The organism is Hymenobacter aerilatus, assembly GCF_022921095.1.
Taxonomy (GTDB): Bacteria; Bacteroidota; Bacteroidia; order Cytophagales; family Hymenobacteraceae; genus Hymenobacter; species Hymenobacter aerilatus.
The window spans coordinates 183,827-208,181 of record NZ_CP095053.1 but is presented as its reverse complement, the minus strand read 5'-3'; the positions used below and the strand labels follow the sequence as shown (position 1 = coordinate 208,181).

The 24,355-nt window shown below is 55.6% G+C and carries 21 protein-coding genes; 9 read left to right on the top strand and 12 right to left on the bottom strand.

Going from position 1 to position 24,355, the window contains the following annotated elements; translation table 11 throughout:
* The first annotated feature begins 7 nt into the window (after positions 1 to 7).
* Both scpA and MUN82_RS00865 read left to right on the top strand, forming a co-directional pair.
* Positions 8 to 2,128 carry a methylmalonyl-CoA mutase gene (gene scpA, locus MUN82_RS00870; protein WP_245094010.1) on the top strand — a complete coding sequence of 707 codons (2,121 nt, stop codon included), beginning with the start codon at positions 8 to 10 and terminating at the stop codon, positions 2,126 to 2,128.
* Between the two features lie 578 nt (positions 2,129 to 2,706).
* A complete protein-coding gene (locus MUN82_RS00865; RefSeq protein WP_245094008.1) occupies positions 2,707 to 4,089 on the top strand; it encodes a Fic family protein in 1,383 nt (460 codons plus the stop codon).
* Between the two features lie 31 nt (positions 4,090 to 4,120).
* Here MUN82_RS00865 and MUN82_RS00860 read toward each other — a convergent pair whose 3' ends face one another.
* Together MUN82_RS00860 and MUN82_RS00855 are read right to left on the bottom strand one after the other, a co-directional pair.
* Complete coding sequence (locus MUN82_RS00860; RefSeq protein WP_245094006.1) at positions 4,121 to 5,245, bottom strand: MBL fold metallo-hydrolase; 1,125 nt, start codon at positions 5,243 to 5,245, stop codon at positions 4,121 to 4,123.
* Positions 5,246 to 5,395: 150 nt separating this feature from the next.
* Positions 5,396 to 6,382: an SDR family oxidoreductase gene (locus MUN82_RS00855; RefSeq protein ID WP_245094004.1), complete on the bottom strand. Its 987-nt coding sequence runs from the start codon at positions 6,380 to 6,382 to the stop codon at positions 5,396 to 5,398.
* A gap of 751 nt (positions 6,383 to 7,133) precedes the next feature.
* Here MUN82_RS00855 and MUN82_RS00850 point away from each other — a divergent pair.
* On the top strand, positions 7,134 to 8,231 hold the full coding sequence (locus MUN82_RS00850) for an acyltransferase family protein (protein ID WP_245094002.1): 1,098 nt from the start codon (positions 7,134 to 7,136) through the stop codon (positions 8,229 to 8,231).
* A gap of 215 nt (positions 8,232 to 8,446) precedes the next feature.
* Here MUN82_RS00850 and MUN82_RS00845 read toward each other — a convergent pair whose 3' ends face one another.
* The 5 genes from MUN82_RS00845 to MUN82_RS00825 all read right to left on the bottom strand — a co-directional run bounded on the left by MUN82_RS00845 (position 8,447) and on the right by MUN82_RS00825 (position 12,302).
* The gene (locus tag MUN82_RS00845) at positions 8,447 to 8,950 is read right to left on the bottom strand and encodes an ankyrin repeat domain-containing protein (protein ID WP_262922859.1); all 504 of its coding nucleotides are present in this window, start codon (positions 8,948 to 8,950) and stop codon (positions 8,447 to 8,449) included.
* 60 nt (positions 8,951 to 9,010) lie between these two features.
* The gene (locus MUN82_RS00840; protein ID WP_245093998.1) at positions 9,011 to 9,547 is read right to left on the bottom strand and encodes a DUF4136 domain-containing protein; all 537 of its coding nucleotides are present in this window, start codon (positions 9,545 to 9,547) and stop codon (positions 9,011 to 9,013) included.
* A 63-nt stretch (positions 9,548 to 9,610) separates the two neighbouring features.
* On the bottom strand, positions 9,611 to 10,588 hold the full coding sequence (locus tag MUN82_RS00835; RefSeq protein WP_245093996.1) for a YitT family protein: 978 nt from the start codon (positions 10,586 to 10,588) through the stop codon (positions 9,611 to 9,613).
* A gap of 66 nt (positions 10,589 to 10,654) precedes the next feature.
* Positions 10,655 to 11,095, bottom strand: coding sequence for a DUF4174 domain-containing protein (locus tag MUN82_RS00830; protein WP_245093994.1), 441 nt, complete (start codon positions 11,093 to 11,095; stop codon positions 10,655 to 10,657).
* Between the two features lie 46 nt (positions 11,096 to 11,141).
* Positions 11,142 to 12,302, bottom strand: a complete 1,161-nt coding sequence (locus MUN82_RS00825; RefSeq protein WP_245093992.1) for an NAD(P)/FAD-dependent oxidoreductase — start codon at positions 12,300 to 12,302, stop codon at positions 11,142 to 11,144.
* Between the two features lie 133 nt (positions 12,303 to 12,435).
* Between MUN82_RS00825 and MUN82_RS00820 the strand changes: the two genes are divergently transcribed.
* The 4 genes from MUN82_RS00820 to meaB all read left to right on the top strand — a co-directional run bounded on the left by MUN82_RS00820 (position 12,436) and on the right by meaB (position 16,030).
* Positions 12,436 to 13,179, top strand: coding sequence for a L,D-transpeptidase family protein (locus MUN82_RS00820; protein ID WP_245093991.1), 744 nt, complete (start codon positions 12,436 to 12,438; stop codon positions 13,177 to 13,179).
* 37 nt (positions 13,180 to 13,216) lie between these two features.
* The gene (locus tag MUN82_RS00815; protein ID WP_245093990.1) at positions 13,217 to 13,753 is read left to right on the top strand and encodes an NUDIX hydrolase; all 537 of its coding nucleotides are present in this window, start codon (positions 13,217 to 13,219) and stop codon (positions 13,751 to 13,753) included.
* A gap of 91 nt (positions 13,754 to 13,844) precedes the next feature.
* Positions 13,845 to 14,939, top strand: coding sequence for a WD40 repeat domain-containing protein (locus tag MUN82_RS00810; RefSeq protein WP_245093989.1), 1,095 nt, complete (start codon positions 13,845 to 13,847; stop codon positions 14,937 to 14,939).
* 122 nt (positions 14,940 to 15,061) lie between these two features.
* Positions 15,062 to 16,030, top strand: coding sequence for a methylmalonyl Co-A mutase-associated GTPase MeaB (gene meaB, locus MUN82_RS00805; RefSeq protein WP_245093988.1), 969 nt, complete (start codon positions 15,062 to 15,064; stop codon positions 16,028 to 16,030).
* A 155-nt stretch (positions 16,031 to 16,185) separates the two neighbouring features.
* Here meaB and MUN82_RS00800 read toward each other — a convergent pair whose 3' ends face one another.
* Positions 16,186 to 16,677, bottom strand: a complete 492-nt coding sequence (locus tag MUN82_RS00800) for a hypothetical protein (protein WP_245093987.1) — start codon at positions 16,675 to 16,677, stop codon at positions 16,186 to 16,188.
* Positions 16,678 to 16,800: 123 nt separating this feature from the next.
* On the opposite strand from MUN82_RS00800, the gene MUN82_RS00795 reads away from it, so the two are divergent.
* Together MUN82_RS00795 and MUN82_RS00790 are read left to right on the top strand one after the other, a co-directional pair.
* Complete coding sequence (locus MUN82_RS00795; RefSeq protein ID WP_245093986.1) at positions 16,801 to 17,148, top strand: DUF3592 domain-containing protein; 348 nt, start codon at positions 16,801 to 16,803, stop codon at positions 17,146 to 17,148.
* Between the two features lie 114 nt (positions 17,149 to 17,262).
* Positions 17,263 to 17,991 carry an NADPH-dependent F420 reductase gene (locus tag MUN82_RS00790; protein ID WP_245093985.1) on the top strand — a complete coding sequence of 243 codons (729 nt, stop codon included), beginning with the start codon at positions 17,263 to 17,265 and terminating at the stop codon, positions 17,989 to 17,991.
* Between the two features lie 97 nt (positions 17,992 to 18,088).
* On the opposite strand, the gene MUN82_RS00785 is transcribed toward MUN82_RS00790, so the two are convergent.
* From MUN82_RS00785 to MUN82_RS00770, 4 genes are all read right to left on the bottom strand, one after another.
* On the bottom strand, positions 18,089 to 18,493 hold the full coding sequence (locus tag MUN82_RS00785; RefSeq protein ID WP_245093984.1) for a VOC family protein: 405 nt from the start codon (positions 18,491 to 18,493) through the stop codon (positions 18,089 to 18,091).
* Positions 18,494 to 18,597: 104 nt separating this feature from the next.
* Positions 18,598 to 21,141: a DUF5916 domain-containing protein gene (locus MUN82_RS00780; RefSeq protein WP_245093983.1), complete on the bottom strand. Its 2,544-nt coding sequence runs from the start codon at positions 21,139 to 21,141 to the stop codon at positions 18,598 to 18,600.
* A gap of 187 nt (positions 21,142 to 21,328) precedes the next feature.
* Positions 21,329 to 23,890 carry a M56 family metallopeptidase gene (locus tag MUN82_RS00775; RefSeq protein ID WP_245093982.1) on the bottom strand — a complete coding sequence of 854 codons (2,562 nt, stop codon included), beginning with the start codon at positions 23,888 to 23,890 and terminating at the stop codon, positions 21,329 to 21,331.
* Positions 23,887 to 24,294 carry a BlaI/MecI/CopY family transcriptional regulator gene (locus MUN82_RS00770; protein ID WP_245093981.1) on the bottom strand — a complete coding sequence of 136 codons (408 nt, stop codon included), beginning with the start codon at positions 24,292 to 24,294 and terminating at the stop codon, positions 23,887 to 23,889. The genes MUN82_RS00775 and MUN82_RS00770 overlap by 4 nt, the downstream gene beginning before the upstream one ends.
* Between the last annotated feature and the right edge of the window lie 61 nt (positions 24,295 to 24,355).

Here is a 24,355-nt window from a genome sequence, read left to right as displayed (position 1 = left end):
TACTCCCATGACGCCTGACTTCGCCCATATTCCCTATAACGCTGGCACGCTGCCTACTCCCGCTGCCGCGCCTACCTCCGCTCCTACTCCCGAAGGCATCGAGCTGAAAAGCTACTACACGGCGCAGGACGTGGCTGGCCTCGACCACTTAGGCTTCGGGGCAGGCGTGGCGCCCTACCTGCGCGGCCCCTACTCCACCATGTATGTGCAGAAGCCCTGGACCGTGCGGCAGTACGCGGGTTTCTCGACGGCCGAGGAAAGCAACGCCTTCTACCGCCGCAACCTGGCGGGCGGGCAAAAGGGCTTGTCGGTGGCGTTTGACCTAGCTACGCACCGCGGCTACGACTCCGACCACCCCCGCGTGGAGGGCGACGTGGGCAAGGCCGGTGTGGCCATCGACTCGGTGGAGGACATGAAGGTGCTGTTCGACCAGATTCCGCTGGATCAGATGTCGGTGAGCATGACCATGAACGGGGCGGTGCTACCGATTATGGCTTTTTACATTGTGGCGGCCGAGGAGCAGGGCGTGACGCCGGACAAGCTGGCGGGCACCATTCAGAATGATATTCTGAAGGAGTTTATGGTGCGCAACACCTATATCTATCCGCCCTTACCCAGCATGCGCATCATTGCCGATATTTTCGAGTATACGGCGCGGCACATGCCCAAGTTCAACAGCATTAGCATCTCGGGCTACCACATGCAGGAGGCCGGCGCCACCGCCGATATTGAGCTGGCGTATACCCTGGCCGATGGGTTGGAGTATGTGCGCACTGGCCTAGCGGCGGGCCTGAGCATTGACGACTTCGCGCCGCGACTGTCGTTTTTCTGGGCCATTGGCATGAACCACTTCATGGAAATTGCTAAGATGCGCGCTGCCCGCTTGCTCTGGGCCAAGCTCATCCAGCAGTTCAATCCACAAAACCCGAAGTCGCTGGCGTTGCGCACGCACTGCCAGACCTCGGGCTACTCCCTCACCGAGCAGGACCCGTATAATAACGTGGCCCGCACTACCGTGGAGGCGCTGGCCGCTGTGCTCGGCGGCACTCAAAGCCTGCATACCAACGCCCTCGACGAGGCCATTGCCCTCCCCACCGACTTCTCGGCCCGCATTGCCCGCAACACCCAGCTTTACCTCCAGCACGAAACCGACATTACGCGTGTGGTAGACCCTTGGGGCGGCTCCTACTACGTGGAAACCCTCACGCACGAGCTAGCTGACAAAGCCTGGGCCTTAATTCAGGAGGTGGAAGAACTGGGCGGCATGGCCAAGGCCATCGAAACCGGCCTACCCAAAATGCGCATCGAGGAAGCCGCTGCTCGCAAGCAGGCCCGAATCGACTCGGGCAAGGAGGTGGTAGTAGGCGTGAATCAATACAAGATTGACGAGCCGACGAACATCGAACTGCTCGACATCGACAACGCCGCCGTGCGCGAGTCGCAGATTGCGCGGCTGAACACCATCCGCACAGAGCGCGACTCGGTGGCCGTGCTGCGCGCCCTAGATATGCTAACCGAGGCCGCCCGCTCGGGGAAGGAGAACCTGCTGGACCTAGCCGTAAACGCCGCCCGCCTGCGCGCTACCCTCGGCGAAATCTCCGATGCCCTCGAAAAAGTATATGGCCGCCACCAGGCTACCATTCGGGCTATTTCGGGTGTATATTCGGCGGAGATGAGCTACGATGAGCAATTTGCCCAGGCCCGCCAGATGGCCGACGACTTCGCCGCCCGTGAGGGCCGACGCCCGCGCATGATGGTGGCCAAAATGGGCCAAGACGGCCACGACCGGGGCTCCAAAATCATTGCTACCTCCTTCGCCGACGTAGGCTTCGATGTGGACATTGCGCCCCTGTTCCAAACGCCCGCCGAGGTAGCCCGCCAAGCCACTGAAAACGACGTGCACGTGGTGGGCGTCAGCAGCCTCGCCGCCGGCCACAAAACCCTGATTCCGCAGCTGCTGGAGGAGCTACGGCAGCTCGGCCGCGAGGATATCCTCGTCATTGCCGGCGGCGTGATTCCGGCGCAGGACTACCAGTTTCTGTATGACGCGGGCGTAGCCGGGGTGTACGGGCCGGGGACGGTTATTGCCATGGCGGCGCAGGAGATTTTGGGTAAGTTGGGAGAGTAAGCTAATGTTTATTTAGCTTTAAAAAATATTTATTTTTAGGTGGTATGTATCAGAGTAAAGTTTATAGAAGTATTTTAGTTACAATCATGCCCTTGATAATCTTCTTTGTACTATACAAGGGGTTTGTATATATCTATTTAAAGATAGTTGAGTACTGGTCTGAAAAGGATTGGGGATACTTGATATTATTGGTAGCCACATTAGTACGTTTATGCAAATTGCTTGTACTAGAAGACAAGAATAACTATAATAAATTAGCATGGCACAAAACATTGCATTACGATATAATTATTTCTGTATTAGCACCTCTTATATTACTTCCAGTAGTCGGCTTTATTCTGGTTATACAACCAGAATTTCATTTAATGCTTTTCAGCTACTCCTTAACTGTTATTACTGTAGAATTTGCTTTAGAACACTTGTGGAAAGAAGCAACTATAGAATAAATTAGCATAATTTGTTTCTACTCAACTGAATTTACAATTCACCCATACACATCTTTAGCAACACAAATAATAGATTACAAATCAGTTGACTTACAAACTAGCACGCATTGCAATATGTCGTTATTCTCAGAAATGGATCTACTGAAAAGGGAGTTAGATGAGTTACGTCCTCTTTCTCCGGAACAGGAAGCCCGTATTCTCCAAAAGTTTCGGCTGGATTGGAATTATAATTCCAACGCTATAGAAGGTAACTCACTTACGCTTGGGGAAACTCGTTCCCTATTGTTACATGGTCTCACGGCGGAAGGCAAACCGCTGCGCGACCACCTCGATATCAAAGGGCATAACGAAGCCGTTCGTGGGCTCGAAGAAATGGTGCATGACGAACGGCCACTTACGGAGCAGTTTATCCGCGAAATGCATCAGGTATTATTAGGTGAAGGCTACGACGTGCCAGCACAAACACCCGATGGCCAACCAACTCGCAAGCACGTTCAACCTGGTCGCTACAAATCTAGCCCCAATAACGTTTTAACGGTTACCGGCGAAATGTTCTATTTCGCCAGCCCCGAGGAAACACCGGCCAAGATGACGGACCTCGTAGCTTGGTACCGTCAGGAGGCAGAACAGTCTACTCTGCACCCTGTAGCATTGGCCGCCGAATTTCATTATCGCTTCGTACGCATCCATCCTTTCGATGATGGCAATGGTCGCATGTCGCGTCTGCTAATGAACCTGATTCTGTTACGTCACGGCTACCCTATGACGGTGATTAAAGCAACAGACCGTAACCGCTACTTAGCGGCATTAGCCGAAGCTGATGCTGGTGAAATAGAGCCTTTTTATCGTTTTATTAACGAAAATGTGGCCGCTTCACTTCAGCTCATGATTCGCGCAGCTAAAGGTGAATCTATTGACGAACCGGATGATTTAGACAAGAAATTAGCTTTATTAAAAAAGCAAGTTTTATATCAAAAAGATGCTATTCAAATTCTATGGAATGAAGAGACACAGGAAAACATTTACACCGATTTACTAGAAAAATGGATTGATATTCTAGATAACCAGAGCAAAATTTTCGAAGACTTATTTATGCAAAAAAGTTATTTAGTTTATTTATCTTCAAATATTGATAATTCATCCCACACAATTCAAAAAAATGACTTACATGAATTCAAAGATAGTTTGAAAAACTACTCTAAATCTTTAAATAAGGAATTAGAATTTATAACAATTCAGAAAAGATTTCATCACTTTAGACAATTAGGAAATGGATTTAATACAGGAATTATGATCGTATTCAACTTTCAAGAAGACCATTTTACTGTAAGTAACGTAGTATTAACTGGTTTTGATAACAAAACACTAGAATATTACTGGCGCGAAAATTCAATAAAGTCAGTGTATCACTCTGACTATGATACAGAGTTAATAAAAAACAATATTTACAAAAGTATAACAAAGCTTTATGAATACTTAGAAAGCAAAGCATTGTTGAATATTGAACCACAGTAATTGCAATCAGTCTGTATCCTCGCCAAAGCCTCTACTCCCACCACCGCCGTTGCGGCAGCGGCCCAGCGCCGAGATTCACGGGTTGGCCTAGCTCGGGAGTGGTGAAGGGCACGTTGCGGCGGGCGGCTTCGGCGGTGGCGCGCTTCACGGATTCGTTCCAGGGGTGGTGGGCTTCGGTGAAGGCACCCCAGTGCACCGGCAGAAACACCCGCGCCTGCACGTCGAGGGCGGCTTGTACGGTTTGCTCGGGCAGCATGTGAATCTCGGCCCAGTTCTTATCATACTGCCCGCACTCCAGCAGCGCCAGATCGAAGGGGCCATACTGCTGGCCGATGGTCTGGAAGTGCGGTCCGTAGCCACCGTCGCCGCTATAGAACACACGGTGGGTAGGCGTTTTCAGCACCCACGACGACCACGAGGTGCTGTTGCGGTTGCCCAGGCCGCGCCCGGAGAAGTGACGCGCCGGCGTGCTCACAATCGTCAGGCCGGGTAGCTGGATGGAGTCGTGCCAGTCCAGCTCTTGCACGCGGGCCGGGTCTACGCCCCAGGCCAGTAGGTGTGCCCCTACCCCCAGCGGCACATAGAAGTGGGCTACCTTGTCCTTGAGCTTGACGATGGTTTTGTAGTCGAGGTGGTCGTAGTGGTCGTGTGAAATCAGAACGGCTTCGATGAGCGGCAGCTCCTCGGCCGTGATGGCCAGGGAATCGTTGTAGCGCTTGGGCGTCACGAGGGGTAGCGGCCCCATCTTCACGCTCAGCATGGGGTCAAAAAGGATGTTTTTGCCAGCTATTTCCACCAAGCTAGCCGAGTGCCCGAACCACGTGACGCGCACCATGTCCGGCGTTTTGCGGGTGATACTAAGCGAGTCGAGCTGGTGGGTAGGCAACGGGCCGGGCGGCTCGCTGTTGGGCGTTTTGCTGAACAAAAACTGCCAGAACACCTTCACCGTGTTTCCCCCGGTCATCACTTCCGTCGGCACCAGGTTCTGAAACTCCCCATCCTTGTAGTGCCCTGACTCGGCATAAGCTGCCAGTTGCGCCTTGGTTGGTTTGCCGCCCAGCTCCGGGCTCAGTTGCGCAAATGCTACCCCTGCCACTACCAACACCGCCACCACACTCACCACAAACCACCCAACGATTTTCCAGAAATTGCGCATAACGCCGGAGTACTGTAGAAAAAAATCAATGAAGAAAGAATAGCGGCTGATCAGTAGCCGATACCTATTGTGGAGCAGCGGCTGTACGCAGCCACACAAAAGCCCCCTACCCGTATCCGGTGCAGGGGGCTTTATGTTTCTAAGAAACGCTTATTTCTTTGACAGCCACAGGGCCACGGCGCCGCCTATCAGGGCCAAGAGTGCCCCCGAGGCTACTGGATGCAGGGAGGCACGCGTGTAGTAGCTTTTCTGGAACACATAACCCGGATGGTCGCCGTGCACGCGGCCCCCAACGCCGGGCTGATGCAAACCACCTTCGGGGTTGCTGGGCGCCTGATCGGGGCGCACCTCCTGGCTGGGCATCACGTGGGCATTCACCCAGTCGACGGCATTGGGAGCCACCTTGTTCAGGGAGCTGAACAGTTTGCTACCCCCACCCACATACACGTCGCGCTCGGTATGCGCGGCGGCGTACACAATAGCGTAGGCCACCTCTTCGGGCGCGTACACTGGGTCGGGTAGCTTCGGCTCCCGGTCAAGGTAGTTACGCGCATTTTGCATAAAGGGCGTATTGATACCGGCCGGTTTGATGAGCGTAACCGATACCGGCGCCCCCTCATGCTCCAGCTCGGCGCGCAGCGCGTCGGTAAAGCCTTTGATGGCGTGCTTGCTGGCGGCATACACCCCCTGGAGCGCCACGCCCAAATCGGACACCTCGCTACCCAGGTTAATCAGTGCGCCGCCTTTTGGTTTCAGGTGCTTCAGGGCTTCCAGCGAACCATTCACCACGCCCCAAAAGTTGGTGTCGAACAGCTTGCGGTAGTCTTCCACGCTCCCCTGCTCAATCATCCCGACAATGCCTACCCCGGCGTTGTTCACCCAGGTATCGATGCTGCCGAAACGTGCCAGGGCTGTTTCAGCAATGCGCCGCACCTCATCGGCATTGGCCACATCGGCCGCTACAGTGGCTACTTCGCCGCCTAGTTCCTGGGCCACTTTCTGTAAGTCTGCCTCACTGCGCGCTGCCAGCACTAGCTTCGCGCCTTTTTTAGCGGCTAGTTGGGCAGTGGCCAAGCCAATACCACTGGTAGCGCCCGTAATAACAATTGTCTGCTCCTCGATGGGTTTGAGTTTCATAGGTGTAGGAATTAAAAACTGAATTCCTACCTCTTACGCATCCTCTCCTGTGAAGGCCATTAGTATACACTAAAGCGGCTTTCTGGATAGTGGATAGAAACAGCTGTAGCTCATCTGTATCTGATATAAATCTATCATCTCACATAAATATAAACTGGTATCTATGTATGGCTTTTGTAAAGCGATTATATAGTTTCAAAAATCGGAGATATGACTTGTATTTATTTTAAGATAAGACGATTTAGTTTTTCACAATACACTCTGTAATAATAATTACATAACACCGAATTATTATAAAACATTTACACTACACGTATAACTAGAATAGAAACGTGGTTATTGTAAAATTAAATTTATTCAAATTAAGCATATATTATATTTAACACTACATATTACTCAAACACTTGATCTATAGCACAATATACTACTTTCTATAGGTCGGAAAGGTTATCACCATAGGGGTACTGCACCACTTCTTACAATTTGTTGTACATACCTGCTCTCCTTATCAGCACAGTGAAATTCATCTAGATTTTAACATACTACAACCTTTCTATACCGAAGGCGTATAGCCGAACTTAATTTGTACAGCATATGCCTATTGTATTCTGTGGCGTCTTTGAAAAAAGCCATAGAAATGGGCATTTATGCAGATATAAATACCTCTTTACAGATATAGTACTATTTACCTGCCTTTAAAGGCACTATTAATAGAACAACATCTTCTGCTCCACTTTAGCAAGGGCTTGATATGGAAACAGCAAATACTTTTGTAGCAAAGCGGGCGCCTATTTTCTTAGATAAAGCCAACATAGCAACATCCACTGTCCGCAAACCGGCTTTCCTGGATTATATCCAGAATGCTCGTGCTGTTGCTATCCTCTTCATTGTTGCTATCCACTGCTACGGCATCCTCAAGCCCGAGTTTGAACCCATCATCTTGCAACGGGGCACGTTGCTGTTCATGTTCATTTCCGGGTTCTTGTTCCAGTACCTTTCCAAGCGGTTCGAAAAGAAGACATATTGGTACAAGAAGGTGCAGAATATTCTGGTGCCCTACGTGCTGGTTTCGCTTCCTATCTTACTTATTCGTTTTGCCACCCACCACCACAATCCCGATATAACAGAAGTATTTCCGGCCTTCTATACCTATTCTCTACCCACGCAGCTCATTGCCTATTACGTGACCGGGATGCACCTCGTGCCCTTCTGGTTTATTCCCATGATCTGCTTTTACTACCTGCTGGCACCGGTTTTTGTCTATCTCGACCGCAACAGGACAGTCTATTATTTCCTTCCTGTGTTCATGTGCCTGTCGCTGCTAGTCACCAGATCATCAGATCTGTACCGGTTTCACCTGGCTTTTATCCACTACATCTCCATCTATCTGCTGGGCATGTTTGCGAGCAGGTACCACAAGCGGCTGCTGTCTATCACCGATATGCTATGGCCCATTCTGATTGGACTTACGGCTGCTTTTCTCGTGCTCGGCACCGTATTCAATCAAAAGGAAATTCGATTTATTGAGCAGTTTCTGTATTGCCAAAAGCTGCTGATCTGCTGGACTATTATCTATTTGCTATGGAAGTTCAATGGCAAAATCATGCAGAATAAATTTCTGTCTACTAACCTAACGAAACTATCCAACGTCAGCTTTGCCTTGTATTTTCTACATTATTATTTCTTGTATTTCATTGATTATTTGATGCAAGAAGATTTGCTCAATTGGCAGCCTACTTTTTTCAACTCTACGCTCATTTTTGCAGCTGATTTGTTGTTTTGCTTCGCTGCCATTTCGGTAATAAAGGCTGTTGCCGGCAATAAGAGCAAATATTTCATGGGCTATTAGCGCCAGCATACCGCATTTACGAAACTGCCGCGTTACGTTCTAACGCATCTTTTGGCACCGCACCATGTTAACAATGGGGCGCATGCCATGCGTCGCTACGCTATCTGAAGAAATGTTGTAGCCTCCTACTTGCTGTGAAGCTATAATGAATAATGCCGCGGGCCGTCAGTTGAAGCTGGCGACCCGCGGCATTATCCAGTCTTTATATCGTCTGCTTACAAAAGCTCCAATGCGGCTTCGTTGCCTTGCTGTATTGCTAGGTCGTGGGCCGAGAGGCCGCGCACGTCGCGGATGCTGGTATCAGCACCAGCCTCTAGCAAGATCGGTAGCAATTGGTTGCGGCCAAACAAGGTAGCAAACATAAGGGCGGTGCCGCCGTTGCCGTTTTGCAGGTCCAAGTTGGCGCCGTGGGCAATAAGCTGCCGGGCTATTTCGGGGTAGCCTTTGAAGCACACACCCATCAGAGCGGTATTGCCAGCGCGGTCCTGCACGTTCACATCAGCACCCGATTCTAGCAGAAGTTTGGTGGCCTCCAGGTGGTCGTCGTAGGCAGCAATGATGAGGGGAGTGAAGCCTTTGGCGTCCTGCGTATTAACATCGACGCCCGTGGCAAGCAGCTCGCGTAGGTAGGCTACGTCGCCCCGGCGGGCGGCATCAAACAACAGGTCTTCGGGGCGAGCGGAGGTGAATGGGTTTTCCAAGGAAACAAGCTTAGTGATGATGTTGATACGCGGGCATGCGCGGCTGGTTGTACCAACTAGGCAGCACAACCGGATGTTTTAGGGCGCGGGCACCGGGTAGCGCGCAAACAGCTCGGCCACGCTGTTGTCGATTTGCTCTACCTGCCGGTTGGGCTTCTTGGTGATGGCACCCGCTACATTGCCCTGCCACACCAGCGTGTTGCGGGCCGCATCTACCACGTCGACGGTGGTAGTACCCTCGCGGTAGGCCTGCACGGGCACCTGCTGACTCTGCCACCCATAGCGGCGTTGCCCCATGTAGGGCGGGGCTTCCCAGATTTGCGTTTCGCGGGTTTGCACCTTGTCGGCTACCACCACTCCCACATGCACCCACACATCGGGCTGGGGGGCGCGGCGGTAACCCCGCTTTTCCAGCTCGCGGGCAATAGCGGCCTGCCACACAGGTAGGGTTGGGCTCATCACCTGGTAGCCGGCCTCGTTGCGGGCACCGGCAGCCGGAAAGTTGTAGGTATGGTAAGCCGTGAAATCGGTTCCGGCCATCTGGTCAACGGCCGTGACCTGGGCGCTGGGCACGCAGGCTGCCAGGACTAGCAAAAGTGGCAGTAGCTTCTTCATCTGCCTGTGTACGCAACCTGGCCCTGTATGGCCTATTACACCCCTTCCACAACGCTGCTTATTTTAATGCAACGGGCGTCGCTTTACTATGCCGCCTTTTGTGTCACGCACGCTACTCATCACCACGAAGGCATTGGGGTCTATTTTGTCGATTTCGTCGGTGAGACGGGTTACTTCTAGCCGCGTCACGACCGTAAAAATGATGTCGATGCCACTCTGGTCGTGCCCTTGAGTCTGGTAGCCGCTCTTGCCCATGTATAGGGTAGCACCACGACCCAGCTCCTCGGTTACCATGCGCCGGATATCTTCGCTTTTAGGCGAAATGATGGTGACGCCGGTATACTCTTCAATGCCTTCGATGATGAAATCGACCATTTTGGCGGCGGCCAGGTAGGCCAGAATGGAGTAGAGTGCTGTGGTGATGGATAATAGCAATGCCGCCACACCAAAGATGACAATGTTGATCAGCAGGATAATATCCCCGACCGTCAAAGGAAGTTTCTTGCTGAGATACACAGCCAGGATTTCGGTACCATCGAGCACGGCACCGCCGCGTACCGCCAGGCCAATACCTGAGCCCAGGAAAAAGCCTCCAAACACAGCGGCCAGCAGCTTGTCTTCGGCCAACACCGGGAAATGCACGAAGTACAGCACCGTGGCCAGACCCAGAATGGCGGCCAGCGTGCGCGCTGCAAAGCTGCGACCCAGTTGGAAATAGCCCATCACCACAAAGGGAATATTGAGCACCACGATCAACAAGGACAGCGAAATATGCGTGGTGTGGTTGGTGAGCAAAGAAATACCCGTCACGCCGCCGTCGATGAAGCCGTTGGGCAGCAGAAAGCTTTCGAGCCCCAGCGCTGCCGAGAAAATACCAGCTACCACCATCAGGCCCTGCATCACTTGCTTGCGCCACCAACGTGGTCCATACACAGTTGGCTTAGCATCTGCCTCGTGCGGTGGTATGGTTTCGGTGGCCGCGGTGGCCGCGGGACCTTTGGGCTGATCTTGTAATTCGGTGGGGGTAGGCTTACTAGACATGTATAAGGAATTATACTTCCTATACGTAGGAACAGCCTACGGTTGTCCCTTATGGCTACAATCCCTTTATTTCTCGCTGCGCATTTCTTGGCGGCGCATGGGCATTTTATCAATGGTGCCGAACAGTTCGTTGGGGGGTAGGGGCGTGGCGCTGCGCTGTTTCACGCCGCCGTCTTTACCAATCAGCACAACAGTGAAGCTATCGGCGGGCAGCTTCAATTCCTGGCGGACGTAGTGGCTGTCGGCGGTGCTGAGCTGATCTTCTATCACGTTCAGCACCAGCATATCGCGCTGGCTGAGGCCTTCCAGCTGGGCAGCAAGCAGGGCGCGCTGGCGCTTCAGCGTGGCATCGGCGGCGGTGGGTGCGTGGAGGAGCAGCACGCGCTTTTTCCACTGATTGGCTTTCAGGGTAGCAGCGAGTGAGGCCGGCGGGGCGGCACCCAGCAGCACTGTCAACAACAGGCCTACCCCGCTTAGCACACCCAGGCAACGAAACGTAGTGTTCATAATCGGTACCTACGCAAACTTGCGGCCGCAGGATAAGCTTAGGGTCCTACCCTGCTACCCGCAGCAACCACCGCTTCAGCAGCGGCTGCCGGGCCAGGGCAAATCCCACGTTCATCAGCCAGGGGCGCGGGGCTACCAGGCGCATAAGGCGGTAGCTGCGTGCTAGTTTTCGGCTGATTTTGTGGTGTATTTGCTGCTCGTAGTCAGCTAAGAAGGCGTGATTGAAATTATTCTGCTGACAGCTGCGCACCACCTGCTGGGCTGCCAGGATACCGCTTTGCATGGCTGTATCGATGCCGTGGCCCTGCAATGGGTCGATGAGCGAGGCCGCGTCGCCGCAGAGCAGGTACCGCTCCCCTACCAACGGACGCGGGCGGCCGCCCAGGGGTAGGCCAAAGCCTTCTACCTCCGAGAGCTGTTGCGCCCCGGCAAAGCGCCGCGCCAGCTCGGGGTGCGTGGCCAGCAGCTGCGGCAGCATTTTCTTAAGGTCGACACGCTGGCGGGCCACGGCCTCGGAGAGCATCCCGAAGCCCACGTTGTAGACGCCGTTGCCTACTGGAAAAATCCAGCAGTAGCCAGCCATGTACTCGTGCAGGAAGAAAAACTCGGTGGTGGTGCCATCTACCTCCGCAATGCCCGAGTAGTAGGCCCGCACGGCCGCGCAGTGGTAAGCCTTGTCGATGGTGCGCTGGGTGAGGCAGCGGGCCGCCACGGAATTGGCGCCGTCGCAGGCCACCAGCACGCGGGCTGTGATGGGCGCCACCGACGAATCGGTGGGTAGGAGCTGCACGCCCGCAGCTGTGGTGTGCACATCGCGCACGGCGTAGCTCTCCCGGATTTCGGTATTTGTACGGCGGCGCACCAGGTTCAGCAAATGGTCGTCGAAGTGCAGACGGGCGCTGTTGAAGGTAGGCAGCTGCCAGCGGATACGCAGTTCGCGGCCGTTGGGTGCCACCACGCGACTGTCGCGGGTGTCGGCGCGGGGCGTGAGGGTGGCCAGCAGCTCGGCATGCCAAGCCGGATTGAGCTGGCGCAGGGCCTTGAGCGCCAAGCCGGGAATGGCATCGCCGCACACTTTGTCGCGCGGAAACATGGCTTTGTCTACCATCACCACGCGCAAGCCATGGCCGTGCAGGGCCAGCGCACAGGCCGCGCCGGCCGGGCCGGCACCCAGAATGGCCACGTCGTAGTCGGGAGGGGTTTCCACGCGTGCAAGTTAGCAGGCGCTCTTTATTTCTATGGTTTAAAGATGCTCGGTATGGGCTCAAGCGAAAGTTATGATATACTCTATACACTATATAGATAACAGCCACGTTCCTGCTTTTTATCCTATTTATCAGATGATACGCCTACTGCTTTTCACAGGCTTTCTACTTTTTACGTTCTGCCAATCCAATCCTTCACAAAGTGCTTTCCGCGACGAGCAGCAGCGTTTTCCGCGCGTGCGCACCGCGTATGAGCGTACGTGGTCGGGATGGCGCCTGCGCCTGGCTGCCCACGGCATCGACCCTGACCAGCCCGAGCTTTTCATACGCGCGTTCAAGGTAGGGCGGAGCTTGGAGGTGTGGGCGCGCACCCGCACCACCGCCACGCCCTTTGTGCTGGTTCGGACGTTCTATCTGGCAGGCACCTCGGGCACACTGGGGCCCAAGCACCGAGAGGGCGACAGGCAGGTGCCCGAGGGCTTCTACCAAGTCGACCGTTTCAATCCCAGCAGCCTGTACCATCTCTCGCTCGGTCTCAACTATCCTAATGCCAGCGACTTGCGCCAGAGCGACTCCCAGCATCCTGGCGGCGACATTTTTATTCACGGTTCCAACGCTACCGTGGGCTGCCTACCCATCACCGACGCCGGTATCGAGGAGCTGTACGTGCTGGCCGTAGAGGCCCGCGCTGCCGGACAGGATACGATTGGGATGCACATTTTCCCATTTCCGCTCACGCCGGAAAATCTGGCTGCGCGGCGGCACAGTGCACACGCTGCTTTCTGGCAAAACCTGCGTGCCGGCTATCTGTTTTTCGAGCAGAACCACCAATTGCCGCAGCTGGCTACCGATGCCAGAGGCGCCTATACCGTACGCTAATAGCCCGACCCTACCCGGCGTCTCCTCCTTCCCCACTATGCCTGCTCCTACCCCACCCTTGCGCGATGCTGCCGTACTCCTTCCGCTCTACCGCGACGACGCTAACCAGCTGCGCATGATAGTCATTCGGCGCACCGATTTTGGTGTGCACGGTGGGCAGTTGGCGTTTCCGGGCGGCAAGCGGGAGTTGCAGGATGCTACCCTGGAAGCCACGGCTCTGCGCGAAACCGAAGAAGAAATTGGCCTACCCTCCGCACAGGTGCGGGTGCTGGGCAAGTTGCCGCCCATTGTCACGGAGGTTTCGGGGTTTCGGATATGGCCGTTTGTGGGGCACATCGAGCCGCCCGCACAATGGCGCTGGCAGCCCACCGAAATTGCCGAGGTGCTGAGCGTGGTAGTCGACGACCTGTTGCTCCCCGATGCTCGCGTGACAGAAACCTGGCAGCTACCTGGCTGGCTGGCACCGATGGCGGTGTCGTTTTACCGGGTAGGGCCCTACCCCTTGTGGGGCGCCAGCTACCACATGGTGCGGACGCTGCTGCCTCGGCTTGTAGCGGGGGAGTGGGAGGTATAAAACAGAATGATTAAGCATACGAATACCTCATTCTGGCACGGCATTTCGTTAGACTTCCTGGAAATGACTAGTTTTTTCTGATTTTCAGCCTATGCGCTTCTTCCTGCTTTTGTTGATTTCTTGCTGTGCGGCTTTTTCTGCCCATGCCCAAAGCGAGCAAAACTTCTGGTACTTCGGCCAACAAGCCGGCCTCAGCTTCACCAACGGCGCCCCTACCTCCCTCAACGATGGCAAGATGACCACCTACGAGGGTTGCGCCGTGGCCACCAACAAGCGCGGACAGCTGCTGTTCTATACCAACGGTGAAACCATCTGGAACCGCCAGCACCAGGTGATGCCCAACGGCCGCAAGCTCCAGGGTAGCAACTCCAGTACCCAAAGCGCTCTGGTGGTGCCCGACCCCGGCAGCGGCAACATTTTCTACGTCTTCACGGTAGCACCGCAAGGAACCAATGTGGGCCTGCGCTACTCCATTGTAGACATGACCCGCGACAATGGCCTCGGCGACGTACCCCGCGCCAACCTGCTGCTCATCTCGCCCGTGGCCGAAAAGCTGGCCGCCGTGCGCCACCAAAATGGCCGCGACGTGTGGGTAGTGGCTCACCGCTGGAACTCTAACGGCTTTGTGGCCTACCTCGTCACGCCCGAAGGGGTAGAAGCTGGCAAGCCCATTCTGAGCAACGTGGGCTCTATGCACGCCGGTCCTGGCCGCAACGCCATTGGGGCCATGGCATTTGCGCCCGACGGCAAACAATTAGCGGTGGCGCTGTGGCGCGAGGCCAACAAGTTCGAGGTATTCGACTTCGACCGCACCACCGGCAAGGTGAGCAAGCCGCGCGCCTTTGGTCCGTACGAGGAAGCCTACGGCGTAGCCTTCTCGCCCGACGGTACCAAGCTCTACGGCACCCGCAACGGCGCCGGTGGCGGCGACGCCCAAATCTGGCAGTTCGACCTGAAAACTAGCAAAGCCACCCAAATTGGCAACTCAGCTAACCGCAAAGTGGGCGCCCTCCAGCTCGGTCCCGACGGCAAAATCTACGTGGCCCGCGAAGACAACGGCTACCTGGGCGTCATCCAAAACCCCAACGCCACCGGCAAAGCCGCCGACTACAAAGACGATGGCCTAAGCCTAAGTGGCCGCCGCAGCAAACTGGGTCTACCCAGCTTTTTGATAGAGCCGAAGTAGCTGGCGCCTTAGCACAGTCTGTCATCCTGAGTGGAGGTGCAGAGGACAGAGTAACAGATGGTTTTTGGGTGCGTTTCGCCTGCGCGTCTTAGCTTGCGACTTCGCTCCCTACCCTCCTTGCTATGCCCAAACGCCTTACCGCCCACGAATACGCCGATGGCCTCCTCGCCGGCAACCGCGTGCGGCTGAGTCAGGCCATTACGCTGGTGGAAAGCACCCTACTCTCCGACCAGGAGCTGGCCCAGCAGGTGCTGGATGCCGTGCTACCCCACACCGGGCGCTCGGTGCGGATGGGCATCACAGGCGTACCGGGGGTAGGCAAAAGCACGTTTATTGAGGCGCTGGGGCTGCGTCTAGTTGGGCAGGGGCACCAGTTGGCCGTGCTGGCTGTAGACCCTACCTCCCAGCGCAGCGGCGGCAGCATCCTGGGTGATAAAACCCGCATGAACCAGCTGGCAGCGCACCCAGCGGCATATATTCGACCGTCGCCGGCAGGACGGTCGCTGGGGGGCGTCACGCGTAGCACCCGCGAAGCACTGCTACTCTGCGAGGCGGCTGGGCACGACGTTATTTTCGTAGAAACCGTAGGCGTAGGCCAAAGTGAAACCGCCGTGCACGGCATGGTCGATTTTTTTCTGCTGCTGATGCTAGCCGGGGCTGGCGACGAGCTGCAAGGCATCAAGAAGGGCATCATGGAAATGGCCGATGCCCTCACCATCACCAAAGCAGACCACGGCAACGAGCAAGCCGCCCGCCTAGCCCGGCGCGAGTACCAGAACGCCCTGCACCTGTTTCCGCTGGCACCCAGCGGCTGGAGCCCCGTGGTAACGACTAGCTCGGCCCTCACAGGTGCGGGTGTGCCCGAGGTGTGGGAAGTGGTGCAGCAATACATGCAGCACACCCAGGCCAGCGGCTATTTTCAGCGCCGTCGCCAGGAGCAAAACCTACATTGGCTGCACGATACCATCCGCCAGACCCTAGAGGCCCGCTTCTATGCCCAGCCCGACGTGCAGCAGCGCCTGCCCGCCCTCGAACAGGCCGTGCGCGAGGGTAGTAAATCGGCCTTTGGGGCGGCGCAGGAGTTGCTGTAGGGGCGCGTTGCACGTGCTTATGGTTGCGGAGGTTGTTTGTGAAATACTACCCTACAGTGGTACCCGCACACGCTCGCCGCGTTGGTCTCCAACGGCCAAATGGTCAATAAAAAAGCCACTCCTGATTAGAGCGGCTTTTTTAATTATGCGGCCACTTACTGAGCCGTAAATGTCGTACGGGTCTCAGTAGTTACCCCGGCCGTCGTCTCTTTGTTCACGAGCACAAGGCGGGTAGCGGAAACCGATTCGATGGTGCCACTTAATTCCATACTCGCTTCGGCCCCAGGCTGGGTAGATAGAGCGATGGTAGCCTTTAGGAGCATGCCACTATTCGACTGCGCCCAGGTGCCCGTACGGGTCTGCGGATGCGCTTGGTCACAGCGGGTAGCCCCCTCATCCATTACGAAGACGCCATCGGTTTGGAACTGATACACATTGTCTCGAATACAAGCTGGCTCGTCCGTATAAAGGTCCTTAGCTGGCTCACTGCCTTCTTTTTCGGTTACAGCTGTCATTTTCCAGCTTTTAGCCATCAGCAAGTCAGTTGCCGATAGAATAGGAGTAGGCTTTATGTCAGAGTTATCATCGCAGCTAGTGAGGCCGCCCAATAGGGCTAAGGATACGGCTAGGAAGGTACGCGAATACACAAGAAAAAAGTAAAGTTGAAAAAAGGATAAAAACAAGACAGCGCGTCTGTCAAACATAATACCAACAGCCTAAATTCGCTTTAAAATAGCCATTAACCCACTGCGAAAATCCCTTACGCACTTATGATTTTTGTATTTAATCCTTTTACAATATTGATTTTTATTGCAGTTGCAGCTATGCTACTTTTTACTCTTTATAATACTAAAGAACGAGACGATAGATTACAGACGAACGGTGTGCGTGCGCGGGGCGTCATAGTACAGAACAAAATAAAATGGGGAAGTACCACTGTAGTTAGACCCATTATTCGGTTTGAGACTCAGGACGGTCGGACAATTGAGGCACTGCATGAACACGGAGTAGCACTAGCAGTACCTCGTTATCCAGAAGGCACTACGGTAACCGTTTTGTATGACCCGGTAAATCCTCGTGACTTCAGCATTATAGCTGCTGACCGTCAATACATTTGAAATGTATGGACCTGGACCAGCAGGAACTGCCAGTTCAACTAAAAAAGCAAAATTCCACTTCCGCTGTTTACCTACCCGCACCGGTACAATGCCGGCGCGTAAACCACCCAAACTATGAACATTGGAATCATTGGGGCCGGCAACATCGGCAGCGCTCTAGCCGTGCGGCTCACTAGCCTCGGCCATCAGGTATACATTGCCAACTCCCGCGGCCCCGAGACGCTGCACGACGTAGCCCAGAAAACCGGTGCTACCCCCGTTACGGCCGAGGAAGCGGCCCAGCGCGGCAGCGACTTCATCGTGGTAACCATCCCGCTGAAAAACATCCCCGATCTACCCAACAACCTATTCGCGGGTGTGCCCGCCGAAGTACCCGTAATCGACACCAGCAACTACTACCCCTTGCTGCGCGACGGCCAGATGACGGAGTTGGAAACCGGCGACCTCACCGAGAGCGGCTGGGTACAGCAGCACCTGGGTCGTCCGGTCGTGAAGGTCTTTAACAACATCTTTGCCGAGCACCTGGAGAAAAACGGCCAGCCCGCCGGTACGCCCGGCCGCATTGCCCTACCCGTCGCCAGCGACGATGACGCCGCTAAGCAGAAGGTAATGGCGCTGGTAGAAGAGTTGGGCTTCGATGCCGTGGATGGTGGCACCCTACACGAGTCGTGGCGTCAGCAGCCCGGCGGCCCCATCTACTGCAACGATTTGCCAGCTGATAAGGTGCGCGAGCAACTGGCTAGCCTCGGCACGGAGCGTACGGCGGCCCAGCACACCGATTTTCTGGACAACCACGCCAAACAGGAACAGCAAATGGAGGCGCAAGGCATCAAGCTGAAGTAGCCAATTTGCGATTTAGAACGTCATGCTTCGACTGCGCTCAGCATGACGTTCTTTTTTTATTCGTGGGGACAATTCTATGGTCTTTGCGCGATAGAATTTACCCATTTTCAAAAGTAGCCGGCCCCAACAGATCCCACTTGTTACCGTAGCAATCAGCAAATACCACTACCCAGCCGTAGGGTTCGTGGCGGGGCTCTTCCAGAAACTGCACGCTCTGTGCTTCCATATGGCGGTATGCGGCCCAGAAATCATCGGTATGCAGAAACAGGAAGACGCGCCCGCCGGCTTGATTGCCGATGCTGACTTGTTGCTCTGGAGTAGCGGCCTGTGCCAGTAGCAGCGGCGTGCCCGTGCTGCCGGGCGGCGCCACTAGCACCCACCGCTTGCCATCGCCCAGCGCGGTATCTTCTAGCACATCAAACCCGAGCTTTTCGCAGTAGTATGCAAGGGCTTCGTCGTAGTCGCACACCAAGAGGGTGATGCCGCCAATGGTCTGTTTCATGCGTCGAAGGTAGCAAGTGACTGGTAGAGACGCGCTGCTTGCCGCATTGTATACGCCCTACCCCAGTAGCAACATCAGCAACGAAGGACGCGTTGCACGCGCCCTTACGCCCGCTTGCGGCGCAAGGCCAGGTAGTCGAGGTAATACAACACCTTCACCGACACAGAGTTATTCTGCGGGGTATTGATGGTATTGTTGAGGTTGGCGAAGTATAGTGGTGTAGCTTCGTTACCGTCTAGCGTGGCCGTGCTGGCCGCTTTCCACACAATGCTAATCTGCGAGCCGGGCGCAAACCACCACGCATACACCATATCCAGGTTGAAGGCATTGTAGGTGTTGTCGCGGTTGCGGCGGTAGTCGACTAGGGTTTCCTCGCCGTTTTTGTCGAGGCGGGCAAAGTCCTGGTAGTGCACGTCGCTGGTGTAGTGGCGTAGGCGCAGCGTGAGCGACATGCGGTTGGTGAAGGTATAGGCCGTCGATAGCACGTTGGTAACCGTCACGACCCGACGCCGCCCCAGCGGCACCTGCCCTTGAAACACCGAATCCATCGGTTCTGCAATCCGCAGCCCACCATTCACGTAACCAATCTGGTTCTCGCGCAAGCTCCAATCGATGCTGTAAATGAACAATAGCTGGTTGCTGGCACGGTAGCGCGGCGACACGCCTACGTCGTAGTGCATGCGGCGCGGCCGATTTAAGCGCTCATCTTTGGTATGCCACCGCGTACCCAGACTCACGTCGTAGGCAAATTTCTTGCGGTAGTCGCTGGAAATAAACCCGCTTACGCTGGCATTGGCGGGTATGCGCACGTAGTAGTCGCCGAGCGGCAACTTGCGCGGCTCATAGTAGTCGCGGGTTACGGGGCTGGCATCGAAGTTAATGCCTGTTGTCAGAAATTTCTTTGTGAAGGTGGTATTGGCGCCGCCATATAGTACGGCGTTCTGGTAGCGCGTGGGCCGGTAGAGCAGCGAGTGGTCGATGCCCCACCACGTATACAGGTTGTTGACCTTCCAGAACGGGTTATACTTGTTGTAGCTGAAGTTGACGCCCTGCGTGATGTTGTTGTTGCCGAATAGAATGCCCAAATCGTTGGGATTATAAGAGGCCGACTCGATGCCATGGCTGACAGTCCAGGTGAAGTTGCCGCTGATTTTACCAGCGCTCAGCTTGTATTTGTAGCCATCCTGGTCGTCGATGGGCGTATCGGATCCAAACACAGTGCCACGCCGACGCGAGTACACCAGCTGCCCGTTCACAGCGTAAGCGTTCTTTTTATCGGCCAAGCGAAACAAGCCGCCCGTCACGTTGGCGTCGTAGGTGCGGCCGAAGCGCGTAACGTTGGTATTGATAAGCGAGACGTAGCTGTTGTTTTTCAATGACTGATCCAGCACCACAATACTATAGTTGCTGAAGGGCTGCGTTAGCACCTCGCGCTCCTGCCCAGTCTCGGTGTCGCGCAGAGTAGCGTACACGTTGTTGCTCAAGGCATTGAACACCCCGATACCCAGCCCCTTGCTAGTACGGCCCGACACTTTGGTAGCGTTCAGCAGACGTGTTTCGCCGGGGTTGCGGATGATTTTTTCGTTTTCACCGGCCTCCACGCTGCCATAGCCGATGGGCTGCGCCCCTACCCTACGTGAGTAGAACAGGCCGCCTTTGTTGAACAGCTCGGTGCCCTCGGTGAAGAACTGTCGGTTTTCGTTGAACTGCACCTCAAACGGCGACAGGTTCAAGACCTGGTTATCACTCTGCACCTGTCCGAAATCGGGCACCAGGGTAGCATCCAGCGTGAAGCTCTCGTTGATGCCCCACTTCACATCCGCACCACCGTTGAAGCTGGTGGTGGTGCGGCGCTGCCCTTCTACGCTCACGGCGTTGCGGTTCACGTAAGCTGATAAATAGGGCGTAAGCGAGAGGCGCAGGGGTGGCTTCACGTCGCGAATGCCGCGTAGCTCGCCCCATTGGTTTACGAAACCATCCACGGCGGGCTTCACTTCATTCCAGAAGAAGCCTTGGTTGTCGCGCTTGCGCTGGCGCATGAAGTTGAGGCCCCACAGCTGCTCGGGCACGTTGCTGAAGCGAATGGCAGAGTAGGGAATCCGGATTTCAGCCACCCAGTCGGTGCCGCGCAAGGCGGTGCGCGAGTCCCAGACGGCATTCCAGTTGAAGTCTTCGCCGCCGGCCGGCGAGTAGCGCGCATCGCCTTGCACGCCACCCGTCGTCACGAAAAAGCCGTAGCCATTGAGCTTGTCGTGGTAGGTATCGAGGAAGATACCGAAGAAGTCGGTGTTACCGTCGAGGTCGTCGCGCTGCGTAAGCTGGCGCGGAATGGAATCGGCACTAACATCGTGCATCACGGCCCCAATGTAGAGGTTGGCGTCGTCGTAGAGGATGCGCACCTCCGTGGGGTGGCGCTCGGGTCGGCCGGGCGCGGGGCGGTTCTGGATAAACTGCGAGGCTACCTCCGCCTGCTGCCATACGGTCTCGTCCAGCACACCATCGAGCTTGATGGCTTCTGTGATGCGCAGGGCCTGCAATTGCTTTTTGGATGCCAGGGTAACGGCCGAAGCTGACGCCGAAGTCTGGGCCACGGCGGGCAGGCACAGCATAGCCAAGCCTACCCACAGCAGGCTACAAAAACGCAACATAAATACAGGGCGGGAAGAGGTAGGACGATAGAAAAGCAGGCCAATGAATCAGCTATACGGGGCCATAGATGCAGACCCGACCACAAGCGTTGCTTAGTCGCCGAAGAATAAAAACGGCCACTGCCAACAACGCTACTACTGCTACAAAAAAGGCCGGTAGCGTAATGCTACCGGCCTTTTTCTCTTCTCATTCGCTTACTGACACTTGCACCGTGCGGTTGGAGTTGCCGCTAGTGGGTATGTCATAGATCCGGCGGTATTTGGCCGTCATTGCCGCCGGTTGTGGCTTGCCGTTTACACGCAGGCCATTTTTATCCAGCTGAAACTGGAAGCTCTTTTCATTGGCTCCCAATAGTCCGTCTTTGCGCAGCTGCGTGCGTAGTTCATCAGTACCGAGCGTGGGTGGGGTAGGCGGCGCGGGTGGGACCGGCACGTTAGGTGCGGCTGGAGCAGCCGGTGGGGCCGGCGGAGCGGGCATGGCAGGCGTACCGGGCGCTGCCGGCGGGGCAGGTGGCGCGGGCGGGGTAGGCATCACTCGACCGGTGCCGGAGCGCGTTACGGAGGCAGACAGCCGCGTGCTACCCCGCGGCCCGCTGATAATGTTGGTGCGGCCCGTGCTGTTCTTGTTGATGTTCACGGAACCCGTGCCGCTCAGCTTGCGTCCGCTAGCCGATTCGTAGAGCGCCAGGTATTTCTTCTGTAGCGTGGCCGACTGCTTGGTGCCGTTTACGGTCAGCTCTGTTGCGCTCAGTCGCAGCTGATAGTTATCGGCAGATTTAATCAGGCCGTCCTTCAGCAACGCAGTTTCCAAGGCTTCATCCAATGCATTGCGTCGCTCCTCTTCGGCTTCTCGGCGCGATTCCTCCATGTCGCGGCGGCTTTCTTCCATCTCGCGGCGCGATTCCTCTACCTCCCGATGAGCTTCGTCAAGTTTACGCTGACGTTTATTCAATTCAATTTGAATCTCGTGCCGATCTTCTACTAGATTTCTAAGAGCTTTATCTACTTCATGGCGTTTGCTCTGCCATTGCTCCTCTAGCTTTTCTATTTCGTCTTCAGTTGTCGCATTCTTTCGTGCTTCTCTGTATTCCTTGTCTACCTCTCGTAATGCCTGGTTTACATTCCATTGAATATCAACTAATCTGAGTTCACGATTTGCTTCGGCTAAAGCATCTTCAGTAATAGCATTTATATCTATTTGATTCAACTCGCGTTCGGCCTGTCTCAATGCATTACGCGTCATCTCATTTAGGTCGATACTGATATTGCTCTTAGCTAGAGGAGGCAACTGCACTACCTGCACCTGCTCGCCTTTAGCCTTTTTGCCTTTGGACTCTTCCAACTCCACGCGGCTACCATCTACGTACAGCTCTTTCAGGCGGCCTTTCTTGTCTTTTTTGATGACTACGGTACCGTTGCCGTTACCCTCAATGCGTCCCAACGCACGCAGTTGGCGCATTACGTTTGGGTTCAGGGTTGTGTCGAAGCTCACCTGCATGGCGCCAATCTGCGCCAGCGCTTTGCCATCAGCCGAGATACTGAGAATGCGCATTTCGGTGGGCGCCGCGGCCGGTGCTAGGGCCGTCGTCTCGCGCACCAGCACAGGGTCCGGTTCCACTGCAGCTGCTTCGGAAGCGGCTACAAGAGTATCAGACGTATTGGTCGCGGCGCGCGGGCCGGCCAGCGTTACGGCTGTGCTCAGCAGCACTAGCCCCACCAGCACTACGCAGGCGGCCATAAAGCCCTCCGTGAAGGTAGGGGCCGTGCGGCCCTGCACCAGCCGCCGAATACGGCCCAGCAACGAGCCATTGGGCCCTACTGCCGACAAAGCCAGCTGTGGGGTGACTTTTGGTGCTACGGTGTGCTCCGCTAGTGCAGCCAGGGCGCGGGCCAAGGTGAGGGGGTTGCCGCCTACCAAGGTAATTGCCATGTCGTCGCAGCAGTTTTCGCGCTCGGTGCGCAGGCAGGCCGTCATAAACCACACCGCAGGATGATAGAAAAACAGGATTTCGGCCACAGATTGTAGCAGATTCATCAAGTAGTCGCGGCGCGCTATGTGGGCCAGTTCGTGGGCCAGAATAGCTTCCATATATGTCTGACTCAGCCCCGTGACGGTACCCAGCGGCAGCAGAATCACGGGCTGCAGGTGCCCTACCACCAGCGGCGCCTTCACCCTGGCCGATTCCAGCAGTTGCACGGGGCGCTGCAAGCCAGCGCGCTGGGCCAGCTCCGCCAATCGGCGCTGCCAGTCCTGCCCCAGGGGCTGCACGCGGTAGTGACGCAGACGTTGCACGTAGGCTAGTCCGCCCAGCAGGCGTAGCGTCATGGCCAGCAGACCCAGCAACCAGGCTGCCACTAGCACCGGCATGTTTTGATCAAAATAGAGCAGGCTGCGCTGCCATACCGATGTAGTGGCTACCGGCGCGGCGGTAGGTAGCTTCGAAGCTACCTCACCCGTGCCAGTAGACGCTGCTAGGTTCACTACCTCATAGGTGACAGCAGCTGGTACCGGTGCTACAGGCGTTGCCAGCAGGTAGTATTTGCTAAATGTAACGGCCGACAGCACCAGCAGCGTGAGCAGGGCTACAGCGGCCGTGGTATAGCGTACCTGCGCACTGTGGCGGCGCAGGAGCAGCAAGAGTCCTACCAAAGCTAGGGCCACTACGGCACCTTGCCAGAGCGAGTGGAGCAGCGTCCAGCCTAAGGCGCGTACTAAGGCGGGCGAAAGGGTTTGTTCGAGCCAGTTCATTGCTTGTCTGCGTTAGGATTGTCGGTATCGCCTAGTTCATTTAACAGATTCCGGATCTGCTCCAGCTCAGCTTGCGAGGTGCGGCCGCCGCCAAGGGCCTGCATCACCAACTTCATAGCCGAGCCACCAAAGGCCTGCTCCACAAACCGGTCGAGCAACAGGCTCTGGGTTTCTTCCTGCCGCACGGCAGCGCGGTAGACGTGCGTGCGGGCATCGTCGTCGCGCAGTACTAGGCCCTTGTCGAGCATCAGCTGCAGCAGCTTGAGCGTGGTGGTGTAGCCTACTTCGCGCTTGCGGTTCAGCTCGTCGTTCACGAAGCGCACGGTGCTGGGACCCTGTTGCCAGAGCACCTGCAGGATTTCCAGCTCCGATTCGGTAGGCTTGGGGATGGGGGTATCGGACATAAAGCGAGGTGATTACGTTGTACGAATTGATTCGTATTGCAAGTATATACGAAACATGTCG